The organism is Streptomyces sp. NPDC088812 (assembly GCF_044750285.1).
Lineage (GTDB): Bacteria > Actinomycetota > Actinomycetes > Streptomycetales > Streptomycetaceae > Streptomyces.
Genome location: NZ_JBIVJP010000012.1, coordinates 108,434 through 127,688 on the forward strand (window position 1 = coordinate 108,434; position 19,255 = coordinate 127,688).

14 protein-coding genes are annotated in these 19,255 nt (G+C 72.8%); 6 read left to right on the forward strand and 8 right to left on the reverse strand.

Annotated features, from left to right (window positions below):
* The first annotated feature begins 182 nt into the window (after window positions 1–182).
* On the forward strand, window positions 183–1,019 hold the full coding sequence (locus ACIP67_RS21910; protein WP_401693815.1) for a prephenate dehydratase: 837 nt from the start codon (window positions 183–185) through the stop codon (window positions 1,017–1,019).
* A gap of 42 nt (window positions 1,020–1,061) precedes the next feature.
* On the opposite strand, the gene ACIP67_RS21915 is transcribed toward ACIP67_RS21910, so the two are convergent.
* Complete coding sequence (locus ACIP67_RS21915) at window positions 1,062–1,280, reverse strand: hypothetical protein (RefSeq protein WP_401693817.1); 219 nt, start codon at window positions 1,278–1,280, stop codon at window positions 1,062–1,064.
* A gap of 134 nt (window positions 1,281–1,414) precedes the next feature.
* Here ACIP67_RS21915 and ACIP67_RS21920 point away from each other — a divergent pair, with 134 nt between their 5' ends.
* Window positions 1,415–2,959 carry an NAD(P)-binding domain-containing protein gene (locus ACIP67_RS21920; RefSeq protein WP_401693819.1) on the forward strand — a complete coding sequence of 515 codons (1,545 nt, stop codon included), beginning with the start codon at window positions 1,415–1,417 and terminating at the stop codon, window positions 2,957–2,959.
* Window positions 2,952–4,427: a class I adenylate-forming enzyme family protein gene (locus ACIP67_RS21925; RefSeq protein ID WP_401693821.1), complete on the forward strand. Its 1,476-nt coding sequence runs from the start codon at window positions 2,952–2,954 to the stop codon at window positions 4,425–4,427. The genes ACIP67_RS21920 and ACIP67_RS21925 overlap by 8 nt, the downstream gene beginning before the upstream one ends.
* A 409-nt stretch (window positions 4,428–4,836) precedes the next feature.
* Here ACIP67_RS21925 and ACIP67_RS21930 read toward each other — a convergent pair whose 3' ends face one another.
* The 4 genes from ACIP67_RS21930 to ACIP67_RS21945 are packed head-to-tail and all read right to left on the reverse strand — an operon-like array spanning window position 4,837 to window position 10,101.
* Complete coding sequence (locus ACIP67_RS21930; protein WP_401693823.1) at window positions 4,837–6,102, reverse strand: cation:proton antiporter; 1,266 nt, start codon at window positions 6,100–6,102, stop codon at window positions 4,837–4,839.
* The gene (locus ACIP67_RS21935) at window positions 6,099–7,466 is read right to left on the reverse strand and encodes a cytochrome P450 (RefSeq protein ID WP_401693825.1); all 1,368 of its coding nucleotides are present in this window, start codon (window positions 7,464–7,466) and stop codon (window positions 6,099–6,101) included. Before ACIP67_RS21935 ends, ACIP67_RS21930 begins: the two co-directional genes overlap by 4 nt.
* Window positions 7,463–8,533 carry an alpha-hydroxy acid oxidase gene (locus tag ACIP67_RS21940; RefSeq protein ID WP_401693827.1) on the reverse strand — a complete coding sequence of 357 codons (1,071 nt, stop codon included), beginning with the start codon at window positions 8,531–8,533 and terminating at the stop codon, window positions 7,463–7,465. Before ACIP67_RS21940 ends, ACIP67_RS21935 begins: the two co-directional genes overlap by 4 nt.
* The gene (locus ACIP67_RS21945) at window positions 8,530–10,101 is read right to left on the reverse strand and encodes an NAD(P)-binding domain-containing protein (protein ID WP_401693829.1); all 1,572 of its coding nucleotides are present in this window, start codon (window positions 10,099–10,101) and stop codon (window positions 8,530–8,532) included. Before ACIP67_RS21945 ends, ACIP67_RS21940 begins: the two co-directional genes overlap by 4 nt.
* A 63-nt stretch (window positions 10,102–10,164) precedes the next feature.
* Between ACIP67_RS21945 and ACIP67_RS21950 the strand changes: the two genes are divergently transcribed.
* Window positions 10,165–11,694: an aromatic amino acid ammonia-lyase gene (locus ACIP67_RS21950; RefSeq protein ID WP_401693832.1), complete on the forward strand. Its 1,530-nt coding sequence runs from the start codon at window positions 10,165–10,167 to the stop codon at window positions 11,692–11,694.
* Here ACIP67_RS21950 and ACIP67_RS21955 read toward each other — a convergent pair.
* Together ACIP67_RS21955 and ACIP67_RS21960 are read right to left on the reverse strand one after the other, a co-directional pair.
* Entirely contained in the window at window positions 11,600–12,931 is a 1,332-nt protein-coding gene (locus tag ACIP67_RS21955) for a sensor histidine kinase (RefSeq protein WP_401693833.1), read from the reverse strand. The genes ACIP67_RS21950 and ACIP67_RS21955 overlap by 95 nt on opposite strands.
* Window positions 12,928–13,608, reverse strand: a complete 681-nt coding sequence (locus ACIP67_RS21960) for a response regulator transcription factor (protein WP_401693835.1) — start codon at window positions 13,606–13,608, stop codon at window positions 12,928–12,930. Before ACIP67_RS21960 ends, ACIP67_RS21955 begins: the two co-directional genes overlap by 4 nt.
* Before the next feature lie 420 nt (window positions 13,609–14,028).
* Between ACIP67_RS21960 and ACIP67_RS21965 the strand changes: the two genes are divergently transcribed.
* Entirely contained in the window at window positions 14,029–16,461 is a 2,433-nt protein-coding gene (locus ACIP67_RS21965; protein WP_401693837.1) for a SpoIIE family protein phosphatase, read from the forward strand.
* Between the two features lie 134 nt (window positions 16,462–16,595).
* Here the strand turns inward: ACIP67_RS21965 and ACIP67_RS21970 are convergent, their stop codons facing one another.
* Complete coding sequence (locus ACIP67_RS21970; RefSeq protein WP_401693839.1) at window positions 16,596–17,594, reverse strand: LacI family DNA-binding transcriptional regulator; 999 nt, start codon at window positions 17,592–17,594, stop codon at window positions 16,596–16,598.
* Window positions 17,595–17,875: 281 nt separating this feature from the next.
* Between ACIP67_RS21970 and ACIP67_RS21975 the strand changes: the two genes are divergently transcribed.
* Window positions 17,876–19,192 carry an ABC transporter substrate-binding protein gene (locus ACIP67_RS21975; RefSeq protein ID WP_401693841.1) on the forward strand — a complete coding sequence of 439 codons (1,317 nt, stop codon included), beginning with the start codon at window positions 17,876–17,878 and terminating at the stop codon, window positions 19,190–19,192.
* Window positions 19,193–19,255 lie beyond the last annotated feature (63 nt).

A 19,255-nucleotide genomic window follows, 5' to 3' on the forward strand; every position in this document is an offset into this window, starting at 1 on the left:
CGTCAGGGGTTCCTCGCCCTCGCGCCGAGGCGGCCGGGGGAGCGGCGCCGTCGTACGGGACGGCGGCCGCCACCCCGGTGCGTGCGAGCGAGGTCGGTACACCGATACTTCTTCAGGCGCGGTACGGGATGGAGTTTCCGCCGCCCGACGACAGGACCTCCCCCCAGGAAGGCTTTGACCCGGTGACGACCGTCGCATATCAGGGTGAACCCGGATCGAACTCGGCGACCGCCGCGCACGCCCTGTACCCCGGGTGCGGAGAGCTGCCCTGCACGGGCTTCGAGCAGGCCTTGGACGCGGTGACGCTCGGCACCGCCGACGTCGCCGTGATCCCCGTGGACAACTCCGCTGCCGGACGCGTCGCGGACGTACACCATCTCCTGCCGGAGTCGGGGCTGTTCATCATCGCCGAGTACTTCCTCCCCATCCGCTTCGACCTGATGGGAACGCCCGGTGCGTCCCTGGACCGGGTGGAGTGCGTACGCAGTCACGTGCACGCCCTGGGGCAGTGCCGCAAGCTGCTGCGGGAGGGCGGCTGGCGCACCCTCGTCACCGACGACACGGCCGGGGCGGCGCGCGAGGTGGCCGAGCTGGGCGATCCGCGGCACGCGGCGCTCGCCCCGCCTGCCGCGGCCGGGCTCCACGGCCTCGACGTACTGCGCTCCGGGGTCGAGGACGACCCGGACAACACCACCCGGTTCGTCGTACTGTCCAGGGACGCCGCCCCGGGCCCGGACACGGGGGAGCCGACGATGACGAGCCTGTTCTTCTGCGTGCGCAACATCCCCAGCGCGCTCTACAAGACGCTCGGCGGGTTCGCCACCAGTGGTGTGAACCTCACGAAGATCGAGAGCTACCAGATGGGCGCGGGGCTCAACGCCAGCCGCTTCTACGTCGAGATCGAGGGGCACCCCGACCAGCGGCGCGTCGCCCTCGCCCTGCACGAGCTGCGGTTCTTCTCCACCGAGGTGCGCCTCCTGGGCGTGTACCCCGCGCATCCGCACCGGCTGAAGCCCTGACCGGTCACCGTCCGGGCGGGGTGTCTTCCGGCCGCCGGCGCCTCACGGCGTGCCGAGGCCGTTCAGGAAGGTGTCGACGACGACGTCGGCCGCCTGCTCGGGGCTGAGCCGGGGCATCTGCCGGGCCACGAGGTGCATGGGCTGCGGCAGGAGCGCTCCGGCCCGGCCCTGGGGGAGGCCGGGGTGGAGGAGGCCTATGAGCGAGGGCACCGCGAGGGATGCCGCCGCCGCGGCGGCATCCCGGCACGCACGGTCCGGCAAGCTCCCCGAACGCTCGCGACGGCCGTCGCGCGGTGCACGACCGCGCCGGCGCGACCACCCGTGCCTCTCGTCCCGTCTCAGAGCCTTCTGACCGTCTCAGAGCCTTCTGAGATCGCGCCACTAGCGTCCCGTCCATGGTGCGCGATTACCTGATCATCGGGGCCGGGCCGGCCGGACTTCAGCTCGCCGCTCTGCTGGAACGCGACGGACGCGACTACGCCGTCCTGGAGCGGGGGAGCGGACCGGGGACGTTCTTCACCCGCTACCCCCGGCATCGGCAGTTGATATCGATCAACAAGGTCAACACCGGGTACACCGACCCGGAACTCAACCTCCGCATGGACTGGAACTCACTGCTCAGCGACGACCCTCGGCTGCTGTTCGGCCGGTACAGCGAGGACTACTTCCCCCACGCCGACGACCTGGTGCGCTATCTGGCCGACTTCGCGGAGCACACCGGCGTGCGCGTCGAGTACGGCACGGAGGCCGTCCGCATCTCCCGGTCGGACGAAGGCTTCACCGTCCTCGACGGCGGCGGGCGCACCTGGCGGGCCAGACGGCTCGTCGTGGCGACCGGCGTCTCCCGGCTCAACGAGCCGCGCATCCCCGGCATCGAACTCGCCGACCGCTACGACGACTTCGACCCCGATCCGGCGGGCTTCACCGGCCGGCGGGTGCTGATCGTCGGCAAGGGCAACTCCGCGTTCGAGACCGCCGACGCCCTCCTGGCGAAGGCCGCGGTCATCCACGTCGCCGGCCCGCACTCGCTCAGGATGGCCTGGAAGACCCACTTCGTCGGGCATCTGCGCGCCGTCAACAACAACTTCCTGGACAGCTACCAGCTCAAATCGCAGAACGCCGTCCTGGACGGCACCGTGGAGAGCGTCGAGAAGACCGACGACGGCCGGTTCCGGGTCGTGTTCCGCTACGCCCGCACCACGGAACGGCTGCGGGAGCTGCACTACGACCGGATCATCGTGTGCACCGGCTTCCGCTTCGACGCGGACGTCTTCGACGAGACGTGCCGCCCCGCGCTCGTCATCGACGGGCGGTTCCCCGAGCAGACCTCCGCCTTCGAGTCGGTGAACGTCCCGGGCCTGTACTTCGCCGGCACCCTCACCCAGCAGCGGGACTTCAAGAAGTCCACCAACGGCTTCATCCACGGCTTCCGCTACGGAGTACGCGCCCTGCACCACATCCTCGGCGCCCGCCACCACGGCACACCGTGGCCGGCCCGGCCGATCGGCCGGGCACCGGAGGCGATCGCCGACGCCGTCGTCGCCCGCGTCAACCGCTCGTCCGCCCTCTGGCAGCAGTTCGGGTTCCTCGGCGACGTGGTCGAGGTGGACGGCGACCGGGCCCTGTACCGGGAGGAGGTCCCGCTCGCCCACGTCACCGACGGCGGCCTCGGCCCCGCGGAGCACCGGTTCGTCGTCGACCTGGAGTACGGGCCCGACCACGACCACGTCGACCCGTTCGACGTCTCCGTGCCACGGGTCAGGGAGAACGACGTCGAGCACGCCATGGACTCCACCTATCTCCACCCCGTCGTCCGCCACTACCGCGACGGAGTCCTCGCCGGCACCCATCACCTGGCGGAGAACCTGGAGAACGAGTGGGACATCCCGGAGGTCCACCAGCGGCCGCTCACCGCGTTCGTGCAGGCCTGCCTTGGCTGAGCCGTTCCCCGGTGGCGTACTGGACCTCCTCGAGGCGGCGGGGGACCGTCCGGTCTTCGAACACGCCGGACGGCAGGTCTCCGGCGCCCGTCTCCTGGCGGCGGTACGGCGTGCGGTGAACGGTCTGCGGCAGCACGGCGTCCGCCCCGGGGACGGCGTCGCCCTGCTGCTGGGGGTCAGCCCCGAGGCGTTCGCCGCGATCATGGCGGCCCATGCGGTCGGTGCCCGCGTGGTCGGAGTGCGTCCCGGGCTGACCGCGCGTCAGCGCGAGCACCTGCTCGCGGACACCGCCTTCCGCGTCACCGACGGGCCCCCGGCCCGGCCCGCCGACGCCCCGGACACCCGACGGCCCGGACGCGTCCTCGCACTCGACGGCCTGCTGGCGGCGGCTGACGACGGCGTCCGGCCGCGGGTCTCGGCCCGGCCGTGCGACGTCGCGCGGCTCATCCACACCAGCGGCAGCACCGGCGCGCCCAAGGCGTGCGCCCAGACCTACGCGGCGCTGACCGCGGCCTGGACGCTCCGGCCGGACGACTGGCCGCCCGCCGTACGGGACCTGGCCGCGCGCCTGGACCGGTTCCTGGTGTTCGGCACCCTGGCCAGCCAGGTGATGATGGAGTACGGCCTGCTCGCACTCGCCGCCGGCGGCACCCTCGTCACCGCCGACCCGCCGGCCTTCCCCGACGCCCTGATACGGCACCGGGCCACCGCGAGCGTCATCACCGTGGCCCGTCTGACGCACCTCGTGGCGAGCCGGCGCGCGTCACCCGTTGACCTCGGTCACCTGCGCGCGCTGATGGTGTCCGGCTCCCCGCTGGAACCGGGGCGGCTGCGCGAAGCCCTCGACGTGCTCGGGCCGGTCGTCTTCCACGGCTACGGCCAGACCGAGACCGGCATGATCTCCATGGCCGTTCCCGGTGACCCACCCGGTTCGCTGGGCGTGCCGCCGGTCGAGGTGGAGGTCCGGGACACCTCCGGACGACCCGTCCCGCCCGGCACCGACGGCGAGCTCTTCGTCCGGACCCCCTCGCAGAGCTCCGGCTACTGGCGGGAACCCGCCCTCACCGCCGAGGTGTTCACCGACGGCTGGGTGCGCACCCGCGACCTCGGCCGCCTGGACGCCGAGGGACGGCTGTGGCTCACCGGACGGACCCGCGACGTGATCATCGTCAACGCCAACCTGTACTACGCCGGCGCCGTCGAGCAGGTCCTCGCCACCCATCCGGCGGTCGCCGAGGCCTACGTCGTCGCCGTTCCCGACGACAGCACCGGGGAGACGGCCCACGCCTTCGCGGTGCCCACCGCCGGTCGCACCCCGGACCTCGGCGAACTGCGCGCCCTGGTGTCGGCGCACCTGGGCGAAGCGTGCGCGCCGACCCGGCTCACCCTCATCGAGGAGGTGCCGCTCACACCCGCCGGGAAGCCCGACAGACGGCGGCTCGCGGCCGAGGCGCGGCACCCCGGCTGACCTGCCCGGCCCCACGCCCCGTGCACCCGGCCGGCCTGCCCGGCCCCACGCCCCGTGCACCCGGCCGGCCTGCCCGGCTCCCACCGCCCCGTGCACCCGGCTGACCTGCCCGGCTCCCACCGCTCCGCGCACCCGGCCGACCTGCCCGGCCTCCACCGCCCCGCGCACCCGGCCGGCCTGCCCGGCCTCCACCGCTCCGTGCACCCGGCTGACCTGCCCGGCCTCCACCGCTCCGTGCACCCGGCCGGCCTGCCCGGCCTCCACCGCTCCGTGCACCCGGCCGGCCTGCCCGGCTCCCACCGCCCCGTGCACCCGGCCGGCCTGCCCGGCTCCCACCGCCCCGCGCACCCGGCCGACTTGCCCGGCCCCCACCGCTCCGCGCACGACGGTGGTGGGGGGCCGGGCGGAGTCAGTGGGCCTCGGCCGCCGCGACCGTCCGGCGCGGCTCCCCGTCCCGCGTCCGCTCCCGCCGGTCGATCAGCGCCAGCAGCGGTGTCGCCATGACCGTGGTGACGATGGCGACCACGACCAGGGCACTGAACATCGCCTGGGTCACGATCCCCGCCGCCAGACCGAGATTGAGCGCGATGAGCTGCATCAGGCCCCGCGCGTTCATCAGCGCCCCGACCCGCAGCGCCACCCGGTTCGGCTCGCCGGCGACACGTGCGGCCAGCCAGCAGGCACCGAACTTCCCGGCGACCGCGACCACCACGCACCCCGCCGTGAACAGCAGCACCGGCCCGGAGCCCAGCAGCGTGAAGTCCGTGTTCAGCCCCGAGTAGGTGAAGAACAGGGGCAGGAACACCGTGCCGACCGGCTTCAGCGTCTCCACCGTGTGGTCGAGCTGCCGTGACCGCGGGAACACCAGCCCCAGACTGAACGCGCCGAACACCGCGTACAGGCCGATCTCGTCCGCGTACCAGGCCACCAGGAAGAGCACACCGACCAGCACCGGCAGCAGGCTCTCCGGCGCCGCCCGGTCGGCCAGCGACGCGGTCCGGCCCCGCAGCCGCACGACGACCGCCATCACCGCGATGAGACCGAAGCCGCCCGCGACGGCGACCGACACCAGCCCGGCACTGCCGCCGGCGATGCTGAACACACCCGCGAGCAGCACCCAGGCGACCGCGTCGTCGACGGCGCCCGCGCCGAGCGAGAGCGATCCGAACCGGGTGCCGGTCAATCCCCGTTCGGCGATGATCCGGGCCAGCATCGGGAACGCCGTCACCGCCAGCGCGACCCCGACGAACAGGGCCGACACCGCCATCGGGACGTCCGGGGCCAGGGTCCCGGTGCGCTCGCCGACGGCGACGATCAGCACCACGCCCAGCGCGACCGGCACCAGCACGCCGGCCGCGGAGACCAGCCCCGCGGGCCGGGCGACACCGCGCAGCCGGTCCACCCGGAAGTCCCAGCCGACGTGGAACATGAACGCGACGAGGCCGATCTGCCCCACGACGTAGAGGACCGGCCGCAGCTCCTGGGGGAAGAGACCCGTCTCGACGCCGGGCAGCAGGGCGCCCAGCACCGACGGGCCCAGCACCACGCCCGCGAGCATCTCACCGACGACCGGTGGTTGCCCGACCAGGTGCAGCAGCCGGCTCACGGCCCGGCAGACGACCAGGATGACGACGACGGCGAGGAAGAACGCTGGTGCGAGATCCGTGGCGCTCATCTGCTGTTTCCCTCCGGGTGGGGGACCGGGCAGCGCCCGGCCGGATGCTCTGCGAAATGACGTGTCGCAAGCCGCTGGTGGCGGGCGTGCAGCACCATGACCGTGCCGAGCACCAGCTGCCGCACACCCCGTGTGACGTCCTCCACCGCGTCCCACCAGCGGAGGAACCTCCGCAACGCGGCGAGACGGCGGGGCCGGGGCGGCAGGCCGCGGGGTATCAGCAGACAGGGCGCGCGGTGCGGGATGGACCGGGTGTGCGAGGCCGTCGAGTCCAGCCGGAAGCGGCGCAGCACCTCCCGGACGGCGGCGCGCAGCACCAGCGGCGACAGGCGCCACGCCGGGCAGGGACGGTTCGCCGCCATGCCGAACGGGATGTGGTGGACGTCCTTGGCGGACAGCGCGCTCCAGCGGTCCGGATCGAACACGTCGGGCCGGTCGTGGCCCGTCGCGTGGTAGTCGGGGTAGCTGAAGCACACCACGGAGCCGGCCGGCAGCACCGTGTCCTCGTCGAGCGGTATCGGGCCCGTGGTGATGCGGTGCGCGATGCCGAACAGCGGGTACCGCCGCATCGTCTCGTCGAGCACGTGCGTCAGGTAGCGGTCGTCCCGCGGGTCCGCCGACAGCCGGTGCTGCACCCGCGGGTGGCGGGCCAGGGCGAGCAGGAGGTGCGCGGTCGCCTCGGACAACTGGACCACGGCCGTGTTGAAGAAGGTCCCTTGCAGGTAGTGCACCTGTTCCGGCGGTGACAGCGAGGCCGGCAGCCGGTGCGGCACCTCGCCGGCCGCGACCCGGTCGCTCAGGTACGCCGTCAGCCGGGCCCGGCGCCGCGGATGGCGCAGGCCGGTGCACTTCAGGGCGCTGACCACGTCGTCGGCGTGGGCGCTGATCAGGTCCCGGGCGTGCGGCGGGCACGGCTCCCGGAACACCAGCTCGTAGCAGAACTCGGCCCACGCGGGCATCACCAGGTCACGTAGCCGTACGAGGCTGATCCGCGTGTCCGGCACGGTGTCCAGGGCGCGTGCGACGGCGCGGCCGGCCGCCGCCGCGAGCTCGGGCGAGCTCCCGGCGAGGACACGCCGGGTCGTCGCGGCCACGTCCTCGTAGCGCTCGCCGGGCTCCAGGTGCTCCTGGTGCACCTCCGGTCCCGGCGCCAGCCAGTACCAGAACAGGTCGGACAGGCCCGCCCCGGCGCTGCGCCCGTCCGCGGCCGGGTGGGCGTACACCCGCTCGAACACCTCCGGTCCGTGACGGTCGTTGGGCAGGGTCACCGTCCGGTCGCCGTTGACCTTCTCGAAGACGCGCACGCGCAGCGCCACCACGGTGCGCGGCAGCCACCACGTGTCCGCTCCCGGCCCGCCGCTCACCACGTCCCGTCCCTGCGGACCACCATGTCCCTGGTGAGGTCGGCGTTGTGGCGCCCCCCGCACAGCGCGAGCGTGTGGTCGTACTCCTCGCGCAGCGTCGCCAGGACCCGCCGGACCCCGGCCTCCCCCTCGGCGGCCAGGCCCCACACCACCGGGCGCCCCACCCCGACGGCCGTCGCGCCCAGCGCGCGGGCGACGGCGACGTCGCTGCCCCGGCGTATCCCGCCGTCCAGCAGGACCGGCACCCGGTCCCCGACCGCGTCGACGACCGGGGGCAGACAGTCCACGGCCGCCGGGACGGCGTCGCACTGGCGGCCGCCGTGGTTGGAGACGATCACCCCGGCCGTACCGTGCCCGACGGCCAGCCGCGCGTCCTGCGGGTGCAGAACCCCCTTGAGCAGCACGGGCAGCGCGGTCATACGGAGGATCTCGTCGATGTCCCGCCAGGAGACGGCCGGGGACATGGGGATGTCGGTCAGGCCGCCCGGCGGGGCGCCGGGCAGGTCGCGCATGTTCTCGGCCGCGTGTCCGGGCGGCAGGTCGGTGAACCCGTTGCGCAGGTCCCGGGCGTGCCGGCCGAACACCGGCGAGTCGACGGTGACCACGAGGGCCGTGCAGCCCGCCTCCTCGGCGCGCCGCACGAGCGCCCCGGTGACCTCCCGGCGGGGGTGCGGGTACAGCTGGAACCACACCGCCGGGTCCGGGGCCGCCTCGCGCGCCGCCGCGACGACGTCGGCGACGGCCGTGGTCGCGGCCGCTCCCGTCACCAGCACGGCGCCCTCGGCGGCGGCGGCACGGGCCGTGGCGCGTTCGCCGCCCGGGTGCACCAGCCGGTGGAACGCGGTCGGCGCGACGATCACCGGCGCCGCCCGGCGGGCGCCCGGCAGGTCGACGGAGGTGTCCCGCGCCTCGCTGCCGCGCAGCACCCTCGGCAGCAGCGCGTACCGGTCGAAGGCCCGCTCGTTGTCGGCGAGGACGCGTTCCCGGTCCGCCCCGCCCGCCACGTAGTCGTAGTGCGCCGGGTCGAGGATCCCGCGCGCCTCGTCGTGCAGCCGGCCGAGCGTCACGGTGCCACCGGGGCCGGAGCGAGCCGGGCGGCGAGGAACGCGCGCAGCGGCGCCCGGTGGACCTCCTCGCTGTCCCACTCGTTCTCCAGGTTCTCCGTGAGGTGGTGTTCGGCGACGAACGCACCGGCCCGGTACCAGCGCACCACCGGATGCAGATAACGGCCGTCGAGGCCCCGCACGTCCTGCTGGGACGTGCGGCCCGCGGTGACGTCGAAGGGGTCGACCCGGTCGTGGTCCGCCCCGTACTCCAGGGTGATCACCGCGTGGGCGGCCACCGGCCCGAAGTCCCCGGCGCGCACGGCCTGCGGGACGTGGGCGACGGGAACCTCCTCGGCGTAGCTCAGGGTGCCGTCGGGGGCGACGAGCAGGAGGTCGCCGAGGACGGCGAACTGCTGCCACAGCGCGGAGGACCGGTTGACGCGGGTGATGACCGCGTCGACGGCCCGCTCGGGATCGTCCCCGAGGTCCGTCCGCGGCCAGGGCTCACCGTGGTGCAGCTGCCGCAGCGCCCGGTACAGGGCGCGGACCGAGTAGCGGAAGCCGTGGACGAAGCCGGTCGTGGCCTTCTTGAAGTCACGGCCCTGGGTGAGGGTTCCGGCGAAGTACAGGCCGGGCACGTCGACCGACTCGCCGACGGGCGTCACGGCCGGGAAGCGGCCGTCCACGATCAGGGACGGTGTGCAGGTGTCGTCGAAGAGCGAGGCGTCGAACCGGAAGCCGGTGGCGACGATCACCCGGTCGTAGTGGAGCTCCTTGACCACCTCGTCGACCCGCTCGAACGCCACGGGCACGGTGAAGCCGTCGCCCTCGCGCCGGACGGCGAGCACCCGCCCGTCGAGCAGCGCGTTCTGCGACTTCAGCTGGTAGCTGTCGAGGAAGTTGTTGTTGACCGCGCGCAGGTGTCCGACGTAGTGCGACTGCCATGCCAGCCGCAGGGAGCCGGAGCCGACGAGGTGGATGACCGACGCCGTCTCCATCAGAGCGTCGGCCGTCTCGAAGGCGGAGTTGCCCCGCCCGATGACGAGCACCCGCTGACCGGTGAAGGACTCCGGGTCGGGGTCGAACGTGTCGTAGCGCTCGGCCAGTTCGATCCCCGCAACGCGCGGCAGGTTCGGCAGGGACACCCCGGTGGCGACCACCAGGCGCCGGGTCCGCCACACCGTGCCGGTCCGGTCGGTGACGGTGAAGCCGTCGGCGTGGCGGGAGACGCGCTCCACGGCGGTGTCGTACCGCACGCGCGCCCCGGTCCGGGCGGCGAAGTCCGACAGGTAGCGGACCATGTCGTCGGCCGGTGGGAAGTAGCGGCGGCTGTAGCGGGTGAACAGCAGCTCCGGGTCGTCGCTCAGCAGCGAGTTCCAGTCCATCCGCAGCCGCAGCTCCGGATCCTCGTACCCGGTGTGCACCTTGTTGATAGAGATGAGCCGGCGGTGCCGCGGGAACCGGGTGAAGAACGTGCCGGGACCGCCGCCGCGCTCCAGGACGACGTAGTCCGCACCGTCACGCTCCAGGAAGGCGGCGAGCTGCAGTCCCGCGGGCCCCGCTCCGATGATCAGATAGTCGTGCGCCATGGGGCGGAAGCTATCCACCCCAATTCAGAGCGCTCTGAGATTGCCCGCCTACGTTCTCCGCTCGTGCCCACCACCACGGACAGCGTCCTTCTCACCGGCCCCCTGGACTCCGCCGCCCTGCGCCGCGCGGCGGCACCGCTCACCGTCCACGTGGACGACGAGGCCCGTGCCCGCATCGACCGCGGCCGCCGCTTCTTCCACGCCCTGCGCCACGGCGACGACCGCCCGATCTACGGCGCCACCACGGGCTTCGGCGCGCTCGCCGGATACCCCGGCCGCGCCGACGAGGCCGACCAGTGCGACAACACCCTGGCCCACCTCGGCGCCGGCCAGGGCCCGGACCTGCCGCACGAGATCACACGCGCCGCCCTGCTGCTGCGCACCTGGTCCCTCGCCCAGGGCCTCTCCGGGGTGTCCGCCGACGTCGTCGACCGGCTCGCCGCGACGTTCGCCACCACGTTCACGCCCGCCGTCCCCCGCTACGGCTCCGTCGGCGCCAGCGGCGACCTCATCCCGCTCGCCTACGCCACCCAGGCGCTGCGCGGCCGGGGACACGCCTACCTCGACGGCCGCCGCATGCCGGCCGCCGACGCGCTGACCGTCGCCGGACTGCGCCCCCTCGTACTCGGCGGCCGTGACGCGCTCGCCCTCGTCAACGGCACCTCCGTCACCACCGCGGCCACCGCCCTGGCCCACGACCGCGTGCGCGCCGCCCACCGCTCACTCACGGCCCTCACCTGCCTGCTGACCGACCTCCTCGGCTGCGACCCCGGCTTCCTCGACGCGGACCTGCTGCGCGCCTACGGCCACCCCGGCGCGATCGACGTCGGCGCGCGCATGCGCCGCACGCTCGCTGGCACCACGCCCTCCGGCACCCGGCCCCTGCAGGAGCCCTACAGCATCCGCTGCGCCCCACAACTGCTCGGCGCGGCGGAGGACGCCCTGCGCTACGTCGACGGCGTGGTCGCCGCGGACCTCGGCGGCGTCAGCGACAACCCGCTGTTCTTCCCCGCCGACGCCGACGCCGACGCCGCCGGCGACAGGGCGGGAGAGGGCAAGGCGGTGCACGGCGGGAACTTCTTCGGGCAGCCCGCGGCGTTCGCCGCCGACCTGCTCGCCTCCGTCACCGCCCAGCTGGGCAACCTCGCCGAACGCCAGCTCGACCTGCTGGTGGACCCGGCGCGCAACGGCGGCCTCCCGCCCATGCTCACCACCACCCCGGGCACCCAGCACGGCCTCCAGGGCGTGCAACTGGCCACCACCGCCTTCGTCGCCGAGATCCGCCGCGCCGCCACCCCCGCCGCCATGCAGAGCCTGCCGACGAACCTGCACAACCAGGACGTCGTCCCGTTCGGCACCCAGGCCGCCCTGCGCTCCTACGACACGGCGGAACTGCTCGGCCTGCTGTGCGGGTCGCTCGCACTCGGCCTGCGCCAGGCCGTCCACGCCGGAGCCCGCCGCCCCACCGCCCCCCGGTGCGGCGCACTCCTCGACACCCTCATCGACGCGATCCCCCCGGTCGAGCCCGACCGCCCCCTGGACGCGGACGTGCGCGCCGCGGCACGCCTGCTGTCCACGCTCGACCCGTCCTGACCGGGCGGGCCGGAACCGCGTCGGACGGGGCGGTCCACTGCGGGAGCCGGATGGTGAACCGGGCACCCTGCCCGGGACGGCCGGCGGCGACGACGGTGCCCCCGTGCCCGGTGACGACCTCCCGCAACAGCGCCAGCCCCAGCCCGTACCGGCCTCCGCCGCCGCTCCGGTGGAACCGCTCGAACAGCCGTTCCGTCTCCGCCGGGTCGAAGCCATGACCGGTGTCCGTCACGGTCAGCCGGACCGTGGCGCCGACGTGCGCGAGGACCACCTCGATCCGTCCGCCTTCCGGGGTGTGGCTGATCGCGTTGGACAGCAGCTCGCCGACGGCGCGGCGCAGTGCGGACTCGATGCCGTCGACGAACAGGGGGTGCGGGGGGCCGTCGACGTCGACGCTCAGGCGGCGGTCCCGGGTCCGGTCCGACTCCTCGGCCACCACCGACCGGGCCAGCGCGACCAGGTCGACCGGCCGGCGTTCCGACGGCCGCGCCGGGCCCGCCGTCAGGCTCGCGGACAGCAGCAGGTCGTCGAGCACCTCGCCGAGCCGGCCGACCGAACCGACCAGCCGGGTCAGCCCCTCGCGGTGCGGGGCCGGCAGATCCTCGGCGACCGCCTGCCGGGACAGCACCTGCGCCCGCGTGTACACCTGGGTGATCGGCGTGCGCAGTTCATGACTGGCGTCCGTGACGAACCGGCGCTGCCGGGAGAGCGCCTCGGCCAACGGCGCCACCGACAGGCGCCCGAGGACCCATCCCGCGACGGCGGCGGCGAGCAGCCCCACCGCCTCGGCCACGCCCAGCGCGAACCACAGGTGGGTGCGGTCGGCCAGCTGGAAACGCATGTCGAACACCGCCTGCACCACGGTCCCGTCCGCCCTCACCTGCGTGCGCACCAGGTAGACCGTGCCGTCCCGGCGCAGGGTGCGCTCCACGGCCTCGTGGGTGCGGTGCACCCGAACCAGGTCGGGGCGCACCGGGAACCCGGCCGGGGCGTTCGCCAGGGGAGCCACGCCCGGCGTGTACAGCCAGGTGCACACCGGCGGGCTCGACGGGTCGCCGCGCGCGGCGCCGTAGCGCAGCTCCCGCCACACCTGCTCGTGCTGCGCGTGCGTCATCACCTGGTCGGCGACAGCGCCGACGACCGTGACCAGCAGCGTGACGACCACCCCGGTGATCACGGTGATCCGCAGCCGTGCCCGGCGCACCGCCGACCACTCCGCGTGGGCCGACGACCTCACAGCGCCCCCAGCCGGTAACCGAGTCCGCGGACCGTGCACACCACCTGCCGGCCCAGCTTGCGCCGCAGGTAGTAGACGTAGGTGTCGACGATGGACGACGCCGGCGCCTCCTGGAACACCGTCCGGCGCAGTTCCGTCCGCGAGTACACGAGGTCGGGGCGCGAGGCGAGCAGCCACAGCAGCGCGAACTCCCGGGCGGCGAGGGCGATCCGCTCGCCGTCGGCCAGCTCGACCTCCCTGCGCGCCACGTACAGGTGGCCCGAGCCGATCCTCAGGACGTCGGTGACCTCCAGCGCCCGCCGGCACAACGCCCGCAGCCGGGCGATGAGTTCCTCGAGTTCGAACGGTTTGACCAGGTAGTCGTCCGCGCCGGCGTCGAGCCCGTCCACCCGGTCGTGCAGGGTGCCCATCGCCGTCAGCAGCAGCACCGGCGTGCGCAGCGCCCGGGAGCGGAGCCGGCCCAGCAGGTCCAGGCCGTCCAGCACCGGCAGACGCCGGTCGAGGACGACGACGTCGTACTGCCGGGTGAGGCCGAGATGCAGGCCCCGCTGACCGTCGGTCGCGACGTCGACCGCGTAACCCTCCCCGCCCAGTACCTCGGAGAGCATCGTCACGAGCTCCTGGTCGTCCTCGACCAACAGCAGCCGCCGGCGGTCCGGTGTACGCCCGTGCGCCACTGCCCACTCCCCTCGTCCTCGCTGTCCGCGTCAACTCACCAGAGTGACAGGAGAGTTGAGTGGAGCGGGAGGGGCGTGAACTCGTCGTGGCCGGAAACCGCGCCGACGGCACGGGCCGGGCGCCGCCTTCGTCCGGCTCGGCGGTGCGGGCTCTCCCGCACCCCGGCGCCGGGGCACCATGCGACCCCTTCACCCGCCGCTCGCCCAGCAGGCCTGCCCACGTCCCACGGCGCCATGATCGGTTCCCGGTCCGGCAGGCTGACGGCGTGCACCGCCGAGCGGACCGGGATGTCCGGTGCGGGGAGCCACGGCCGGGAACCGCGGTGCGGGAACCGAGCCGGTGCGGGGCGCCGCGGGGCCGCCGCCGACCGGAGAGCCCGGACGGTAAAATATTCTTGTACTGGGTTGAAATGGGTGAAAATGGCACTACAGGACAAGGGTGCTGAGCGCCGACCGGACGGCACGCCCGAGCCGTGCACCACGACCCCGACCACCGCCGTCGCCATCGCCGACGAGCGGGGTGTGATCACGGGGTGGAGCGAGGAAGCCCGGAGCCTGCTCGGTTACGTACCCGGGGAGGTCGTCTCGCGCCCCGCGGCCGATCTGCTCGTCTCGCACCTCCCCCCGTCGGCCCTGCGCCGTCTGGCGGAACAGGCGCCGTGGTACGGCGTCGTCCCGGCCCGGCACCGGGACGGCCGGACGGTGGACGTGGTGGTCCGGGCCTGCCCGTGCCCGGACGGGGACGGGCGGACCCAATGGGTCCTCACGGCCGCGGTTCCGGACGGCCCGAGCCTGCCCGGGGAGGACAAGGGCACTCTGCTGAGGGAACTCACCCTGTCCCAGCTCCCGGTCGCCGTGGCGTTCTACGACCGGGACAACCGGGCGGTGGGAGCCAACGACGTGATAGCCCGGATAGTGGGCCTGCCCGAGGAGCGGATACGAGGGCGCCGCCTCATGGACTTCCTGCCCAGTCCGGCATACGACGAATTCACAGAGCTCCAGGACCAGGTGGTGCGCACCGGGGAACCCGTGCACGTGGTGCGGTACCTCCGCGCACCCAGCGAGTCACGGGGACGCGCCTGGTCCGTGTTCCTCTCTCCGTTGAAGAACCACCTCGGCCAGGTGCAGGGATCGTCCATCGCGCTTCTCGACATCACCGAGCAGTACCTGGCCCGCCAGCGGCTGCTGCTGGTCAATGAGGCCGGCAACCGCATCGGCAGCACCCTGGACATCACGCGTACCGCGCAGGAACTGGCCGATGTGGTCGTCCCCCGGCTCGCGGACTACGCCTCCGTCGATCTGCTGGAGTTCGTCCATCGCGGCGAGGAGCCGCCCGACGGCCCGCCGCGCGGTCCGATCAGCATGTGCCGGACCGCACGGCAGGCGGGCACCGACGCCCTCCTCGGCACCATGCTCCGGCTGGGGAGCAAGGTGGAGTACCCGGCGTCCGCGCCCACGGCCGAGTGTCTGGCCACCGGCCGTTCCGCGGTGTACGAGGTGAACGGCTCCTCCATGCTCCGATGGGCGGCTCAGGACCCCCAGCGGGCCACCCGGATCCTCCTGTCCGGGGCGCACTCGGTGATGGTGGTGCCGATGCGCGCTCGTGGTGTCACTCTCGGCTCCGTCTTCCTGGGCCGCACCCGACACCCGGAGGCGTTCGAAGAGGACGACGTCCTGCTGGCCGACGAGATCACGGCCAGGGCCGCGGTGTGCATCGACAACGCCCGTCGCTACACCCGTGAGCGCATCACGGCCGTGACCCTGCAGCGCAGTCTGCTGCCCATGACACTGCCCAGCCAGCCGGCGGTCGAGGCCGCCTCCCGCTACCTGCCCGCCGGAGGCCGGGCCGGCGTGGGGGGTGACTGGTTCGACGTCATCCCGCTCTCCGGAGCCCGGGTCGCCCTGGTGGTCGGTGATGTCGTCGGCCACGGGGTCCAGGCCTCCGCCACCATGGGGCGGCTGCGCACGGCCGTCCGGACCCTGGCCGACATCGACCTGCCGCCCGACGAGCTGCTCACCCACCTCGACGACGTCGTCATCCGCCTGTCCTCCGAGGCCGCGGCCGACGCCGACATCGCCGGAGACATCGGCGCCACCTGTCTCTACGCGGTCTACGACCCCGTCTCCCGCCGCTGTCGCCTGGCCCGGGCCGGCCACCCGCCGCCCGTCGTGGTGACCCCGGACGGCGAGGCGGCCTTCCTCGACCTCCCCGCGAGCCCACCGCTCGGCCTGGGAGGCCTGCCCTTCGAGGCGTGCGAGGTCGAACTGCCCGAGGGCAGCCTCCTCGCCCTCTACACCGACGGCCTGATCGAAGCCCGCGGCCATGAGATCGACGAGAGGCTCGGTGCGCTGCGCCGGACCCTCGCCCGGCCCGCGCAGGCGTTGGACACGCTCTGCGACGACGTGCTCGCGACGCTGCTGCCCGCCCCTCCCGACGACGACATCGCCCTGCTCGTCGCCCGCACCCGCGCCCTGGGAGCCGACCAGGTCGCCACCTGGAGTCTGCCCTCGGAACCCGTCGTCGTCGCCCAGGCACGCAGACAGGCCACCGACCAGCTGACGGCCTGGGGGCTGGACGAGTCCGCCTTCGTCACCGAGCTGGTGGTCAGCGAGCTGGTCACCAACGCCATCCGCTACGGCCGGCCTCCCATCCAGCTGCGGCTGATCCACGACGGCAGCCTCATCTGCGAGGTCTCCGACGCCGGCAGCACCTCCCCGCACCTGCGCCGTGCCCGCTCCTTCGACGAGGGCGGACGCGGACTGCTCCTCGTCGCCCAGTTCGCCTGGCACTGGGGCACCCGCCACGCCGCGCAGGGCAAGACGATCTGGGCCGAGATACCTCTGGCGGCCTGAACGGACGTGGCCGGCCAGGACGCGTGACGGGGCCCGGGGCGGACGCACCGGAACTGCGGGAGGTTGCGTGGCGGGAGGCTTCCGGACGTGCGCGTCGCAGCCCGCCCAGGGCCGGGCCGCTCGACGTCGCGGTCCTACCCGGCGTTCGGCGCGGAAGTGGTGTGCCGTACGACGAGGCGCGGGGTCATCGTGGTCTGCACCGCGTGGTCCCGTTTGCCTTCCACCCGTTCGATGAGCAGGCGCGCTGCCGTACCGCCCATGTCGAGGCCGGCTTGGTCGACGCTGGTGAGCTGGACGGTGGCGAGGTCGGCGAGAGCTGTGTTGTTGTAGCCGGCGAGGGACAGGTCACCGGGAATCCCGAGCCCCAGCTCATGGGCCGCACGCCAGACGCCGAGGGCGACCACGTCTGCTCCCGCCATGATGGCGGTAGGTGGATTCTCGCTGGTCAGGAGGCTCATTCCGGCCTTGTAGCCCCCTTCGTCGGTGTACGCGGAGCGGGAGATGCGCGCGTGCTCCGCCAGGCCGTGACGTTCCATCGCCTCGGTGTATCCGCCGGCCAGGACGATCTCCGGTGTGTGCCGCCACTTGCTGGCCTGGCTGCCGGGCGAGGCGACGAGGGCGATGCTGCGATGCCCGAGCGAGACCAGGTGATCCACCACCAGTCCGGCGCCGACTCCGTCGGCGTCGACGACGGAGTCGTGCAGAGGGGACTGGTCGTGATGCCCGATGACGACCGTCGGCGTCGACTCCGCGATCGCCAGGACCTCCGCGCGAGGGGTCCCGGGAGCGACGAGGATGAGCCCGTCCATCTGCCGGTCGATCATGGACTGGGTGGTCTTGCTCTGGGACGCGGCGCCGAAGCCCGCAGCGCCGATCAGGATGGTGTACTCACTGTCCTGGAGTGCCTGATGGATGCCGTCGAGGATGTCCGCGAAGAACGTGTTGCGGATGCTGTCCAGCAGCACACCGATCGTGTAGGTCCGACCCCGCATACCTCGGGCCGCCGCATGCGGGCGGTATCCGAGCTCGGCGATCGAGGCGCGCACCTTCTCCTGCATCGCGCCGCTCACTCCGTAGGCATTGCGGAGAACCTTGGACACGGCCGTGGTGGACACGCCCGCGTGCTGTGCCACGTCCGTGATCGTGACCCGCTTCTGCCTCCGGACGTCCTGCCCCATGCCGTGCCCCCTCGCTCGGTCCTTGATGAATCCAACGGTTTTCGCGATGAGCTGGGCCAGGCGCCAGCGTTGATCAGCTGTCGTTGATGTTACCGCTGCGTGTCTTGACGGCGATCCCCCGGGAGTGCAGTGTGGTGCGCGTTCGGTTTGAATAACGTTTTACAAAATCGCGTTCGGGTCGCCTGGCCTGGCTAGTGCCACGGGCCTCCGTTTCAACGATGACTGGGAGCCATGCTGTGACCACTGACTCTTTCCGTTCGCGGAGGGCCCGCACCATGGGGCTGACCGCCGGTGCGGCCGCGATAGCCGTATTTGTCTCCGCTTGCGGCGGCACGGGCGGGGCTTCCGCGACCTCCTCGAAGAACTTCGGCTACCTGAGCGTCACCGAGAACACGACGGTGAAGTCGAATCTGACGACCCTCTCCAAGGGGGCGTGCAAGACGGAGAACGATGCCCAGCCTTTGAAGGTGGAGACGGTCCCGCAGTCCAGCCTGGACCAGAAGCTCCAGCTGCTCGCCGGCCAGGACGCCCTGCCGGTGCAGTTCGCCGCGGGCAACGCGCCGGCACTCACCCAGAAGCTCGCGCAGTCGGGCCAGGTCGCGGACCTGGAGAAGCAGTTGCAGGACCTGGGGGTCTACGACCAGCTGGAGCCCGCGGCGGTTTCCACCATCAAGGCGCTCTACGGCGGCAAGGTCGAGGTACTGCCCTACGAGTACAACATCGAGGGGATCTTCTACAACAAGAAGATCTTCACCGACAACGGGCTGAGTGTCCCCGGCACCTGGGACGAACTCGTCGCCGCGGCGGCGAAGCTGGAGGCCAAGGGCATCCAGCCGTTCTCCGCCTCCGGCCAGCAGGGCTGGCCGATCACCCGTCTGGTCAGTGGCTATCTCTACCGCAGCCTCGGCCCCGACGCCCTCGAGGACGTCGCGGAGGGCAAGGCCGAGCTCACCGACCCCGAGTACGTCAAGGCTGCCCAGCAGGTCGCCGACCTCGGGAAGAAGGGCTACTTCGGCAAGGGCGTCGGCTCGATCGACTACGACACCTCGCTGAACCAGTTCCTCACCGGCAAGGCAGGCATGCTCTACATGGGCAGCTGGGCGCTCGCGAACATCGCCGACGAGAAGCAGAACACCGTCGGCGCGGAGAACATCGGCTTCATGCCGTTCCCCGCGGTCACGGGCGGCAAGGGCTCGATCGACCAGTACCCCTCCAACGTCGGCCTCGGTATCGCCCTCGGCGAGAAGACCTTCGACAAGAACACCGGCGCCTGGGTCTCCTGCATCGCCAAGAACTACGGCAGCACCGCGCTGAAGGACAGCGGCACCATCTCCGGCTTCAAGGTCAACACCGAAGTCGAGGACGCCAACGAGGTGACCACCCAGGTCCGCGACACCATCAGCGCCTCGAAGCAGAACGTCCTGTGGTTCGAGGCCCTGTTCAGCACCAAGGCCACCACCGTCAGCCAGACCAACGCCGCCGGCCTGGTCAGCGGCGGTGTCAGCGCGGAGAAGTTCATGCAACTGGTCCAAGACGCCCTCGACAGCCAGTGACGCGGCCGGCTGCCCGGCGGGCCCCTGTCCCCGCCGGGCAGCCGCCGTCCCCCAGCAGGCATC

Bases quoted from the DNA above. Each gene is read 5' to 3' on its own strand.
- ACIP67_RS21965 (WP_401693837.1), top strand. From the start codon at position 14,029: ATGGCACTACAGGACAAGGGTGCTGAGCGCCGACCGGACGGCACGCCC.
- ACIP67_RS21945 (WP_401693829.1), bottom strand. From the start codon at position 10,101: ATGGCGCACGACTATCTGATCATCGGAGCGGGGCCCGCGGGACTGCAG.
- ACIP67_RS21930 (WP_401693823.1), bottom strand. From the start codon at position 6,102: ATGAGCGCCACGGATCTCGCACCAGCGTTCTTCCTCGCCGTCGTCGTC.
- ACIP67_RS21920 (WP_401693819.1), top strand. From the start codon at position 1,415: ATGGTGCGCGATTACCTGATCATCGGGGCCGGGCCGGCCGGACTTCAG.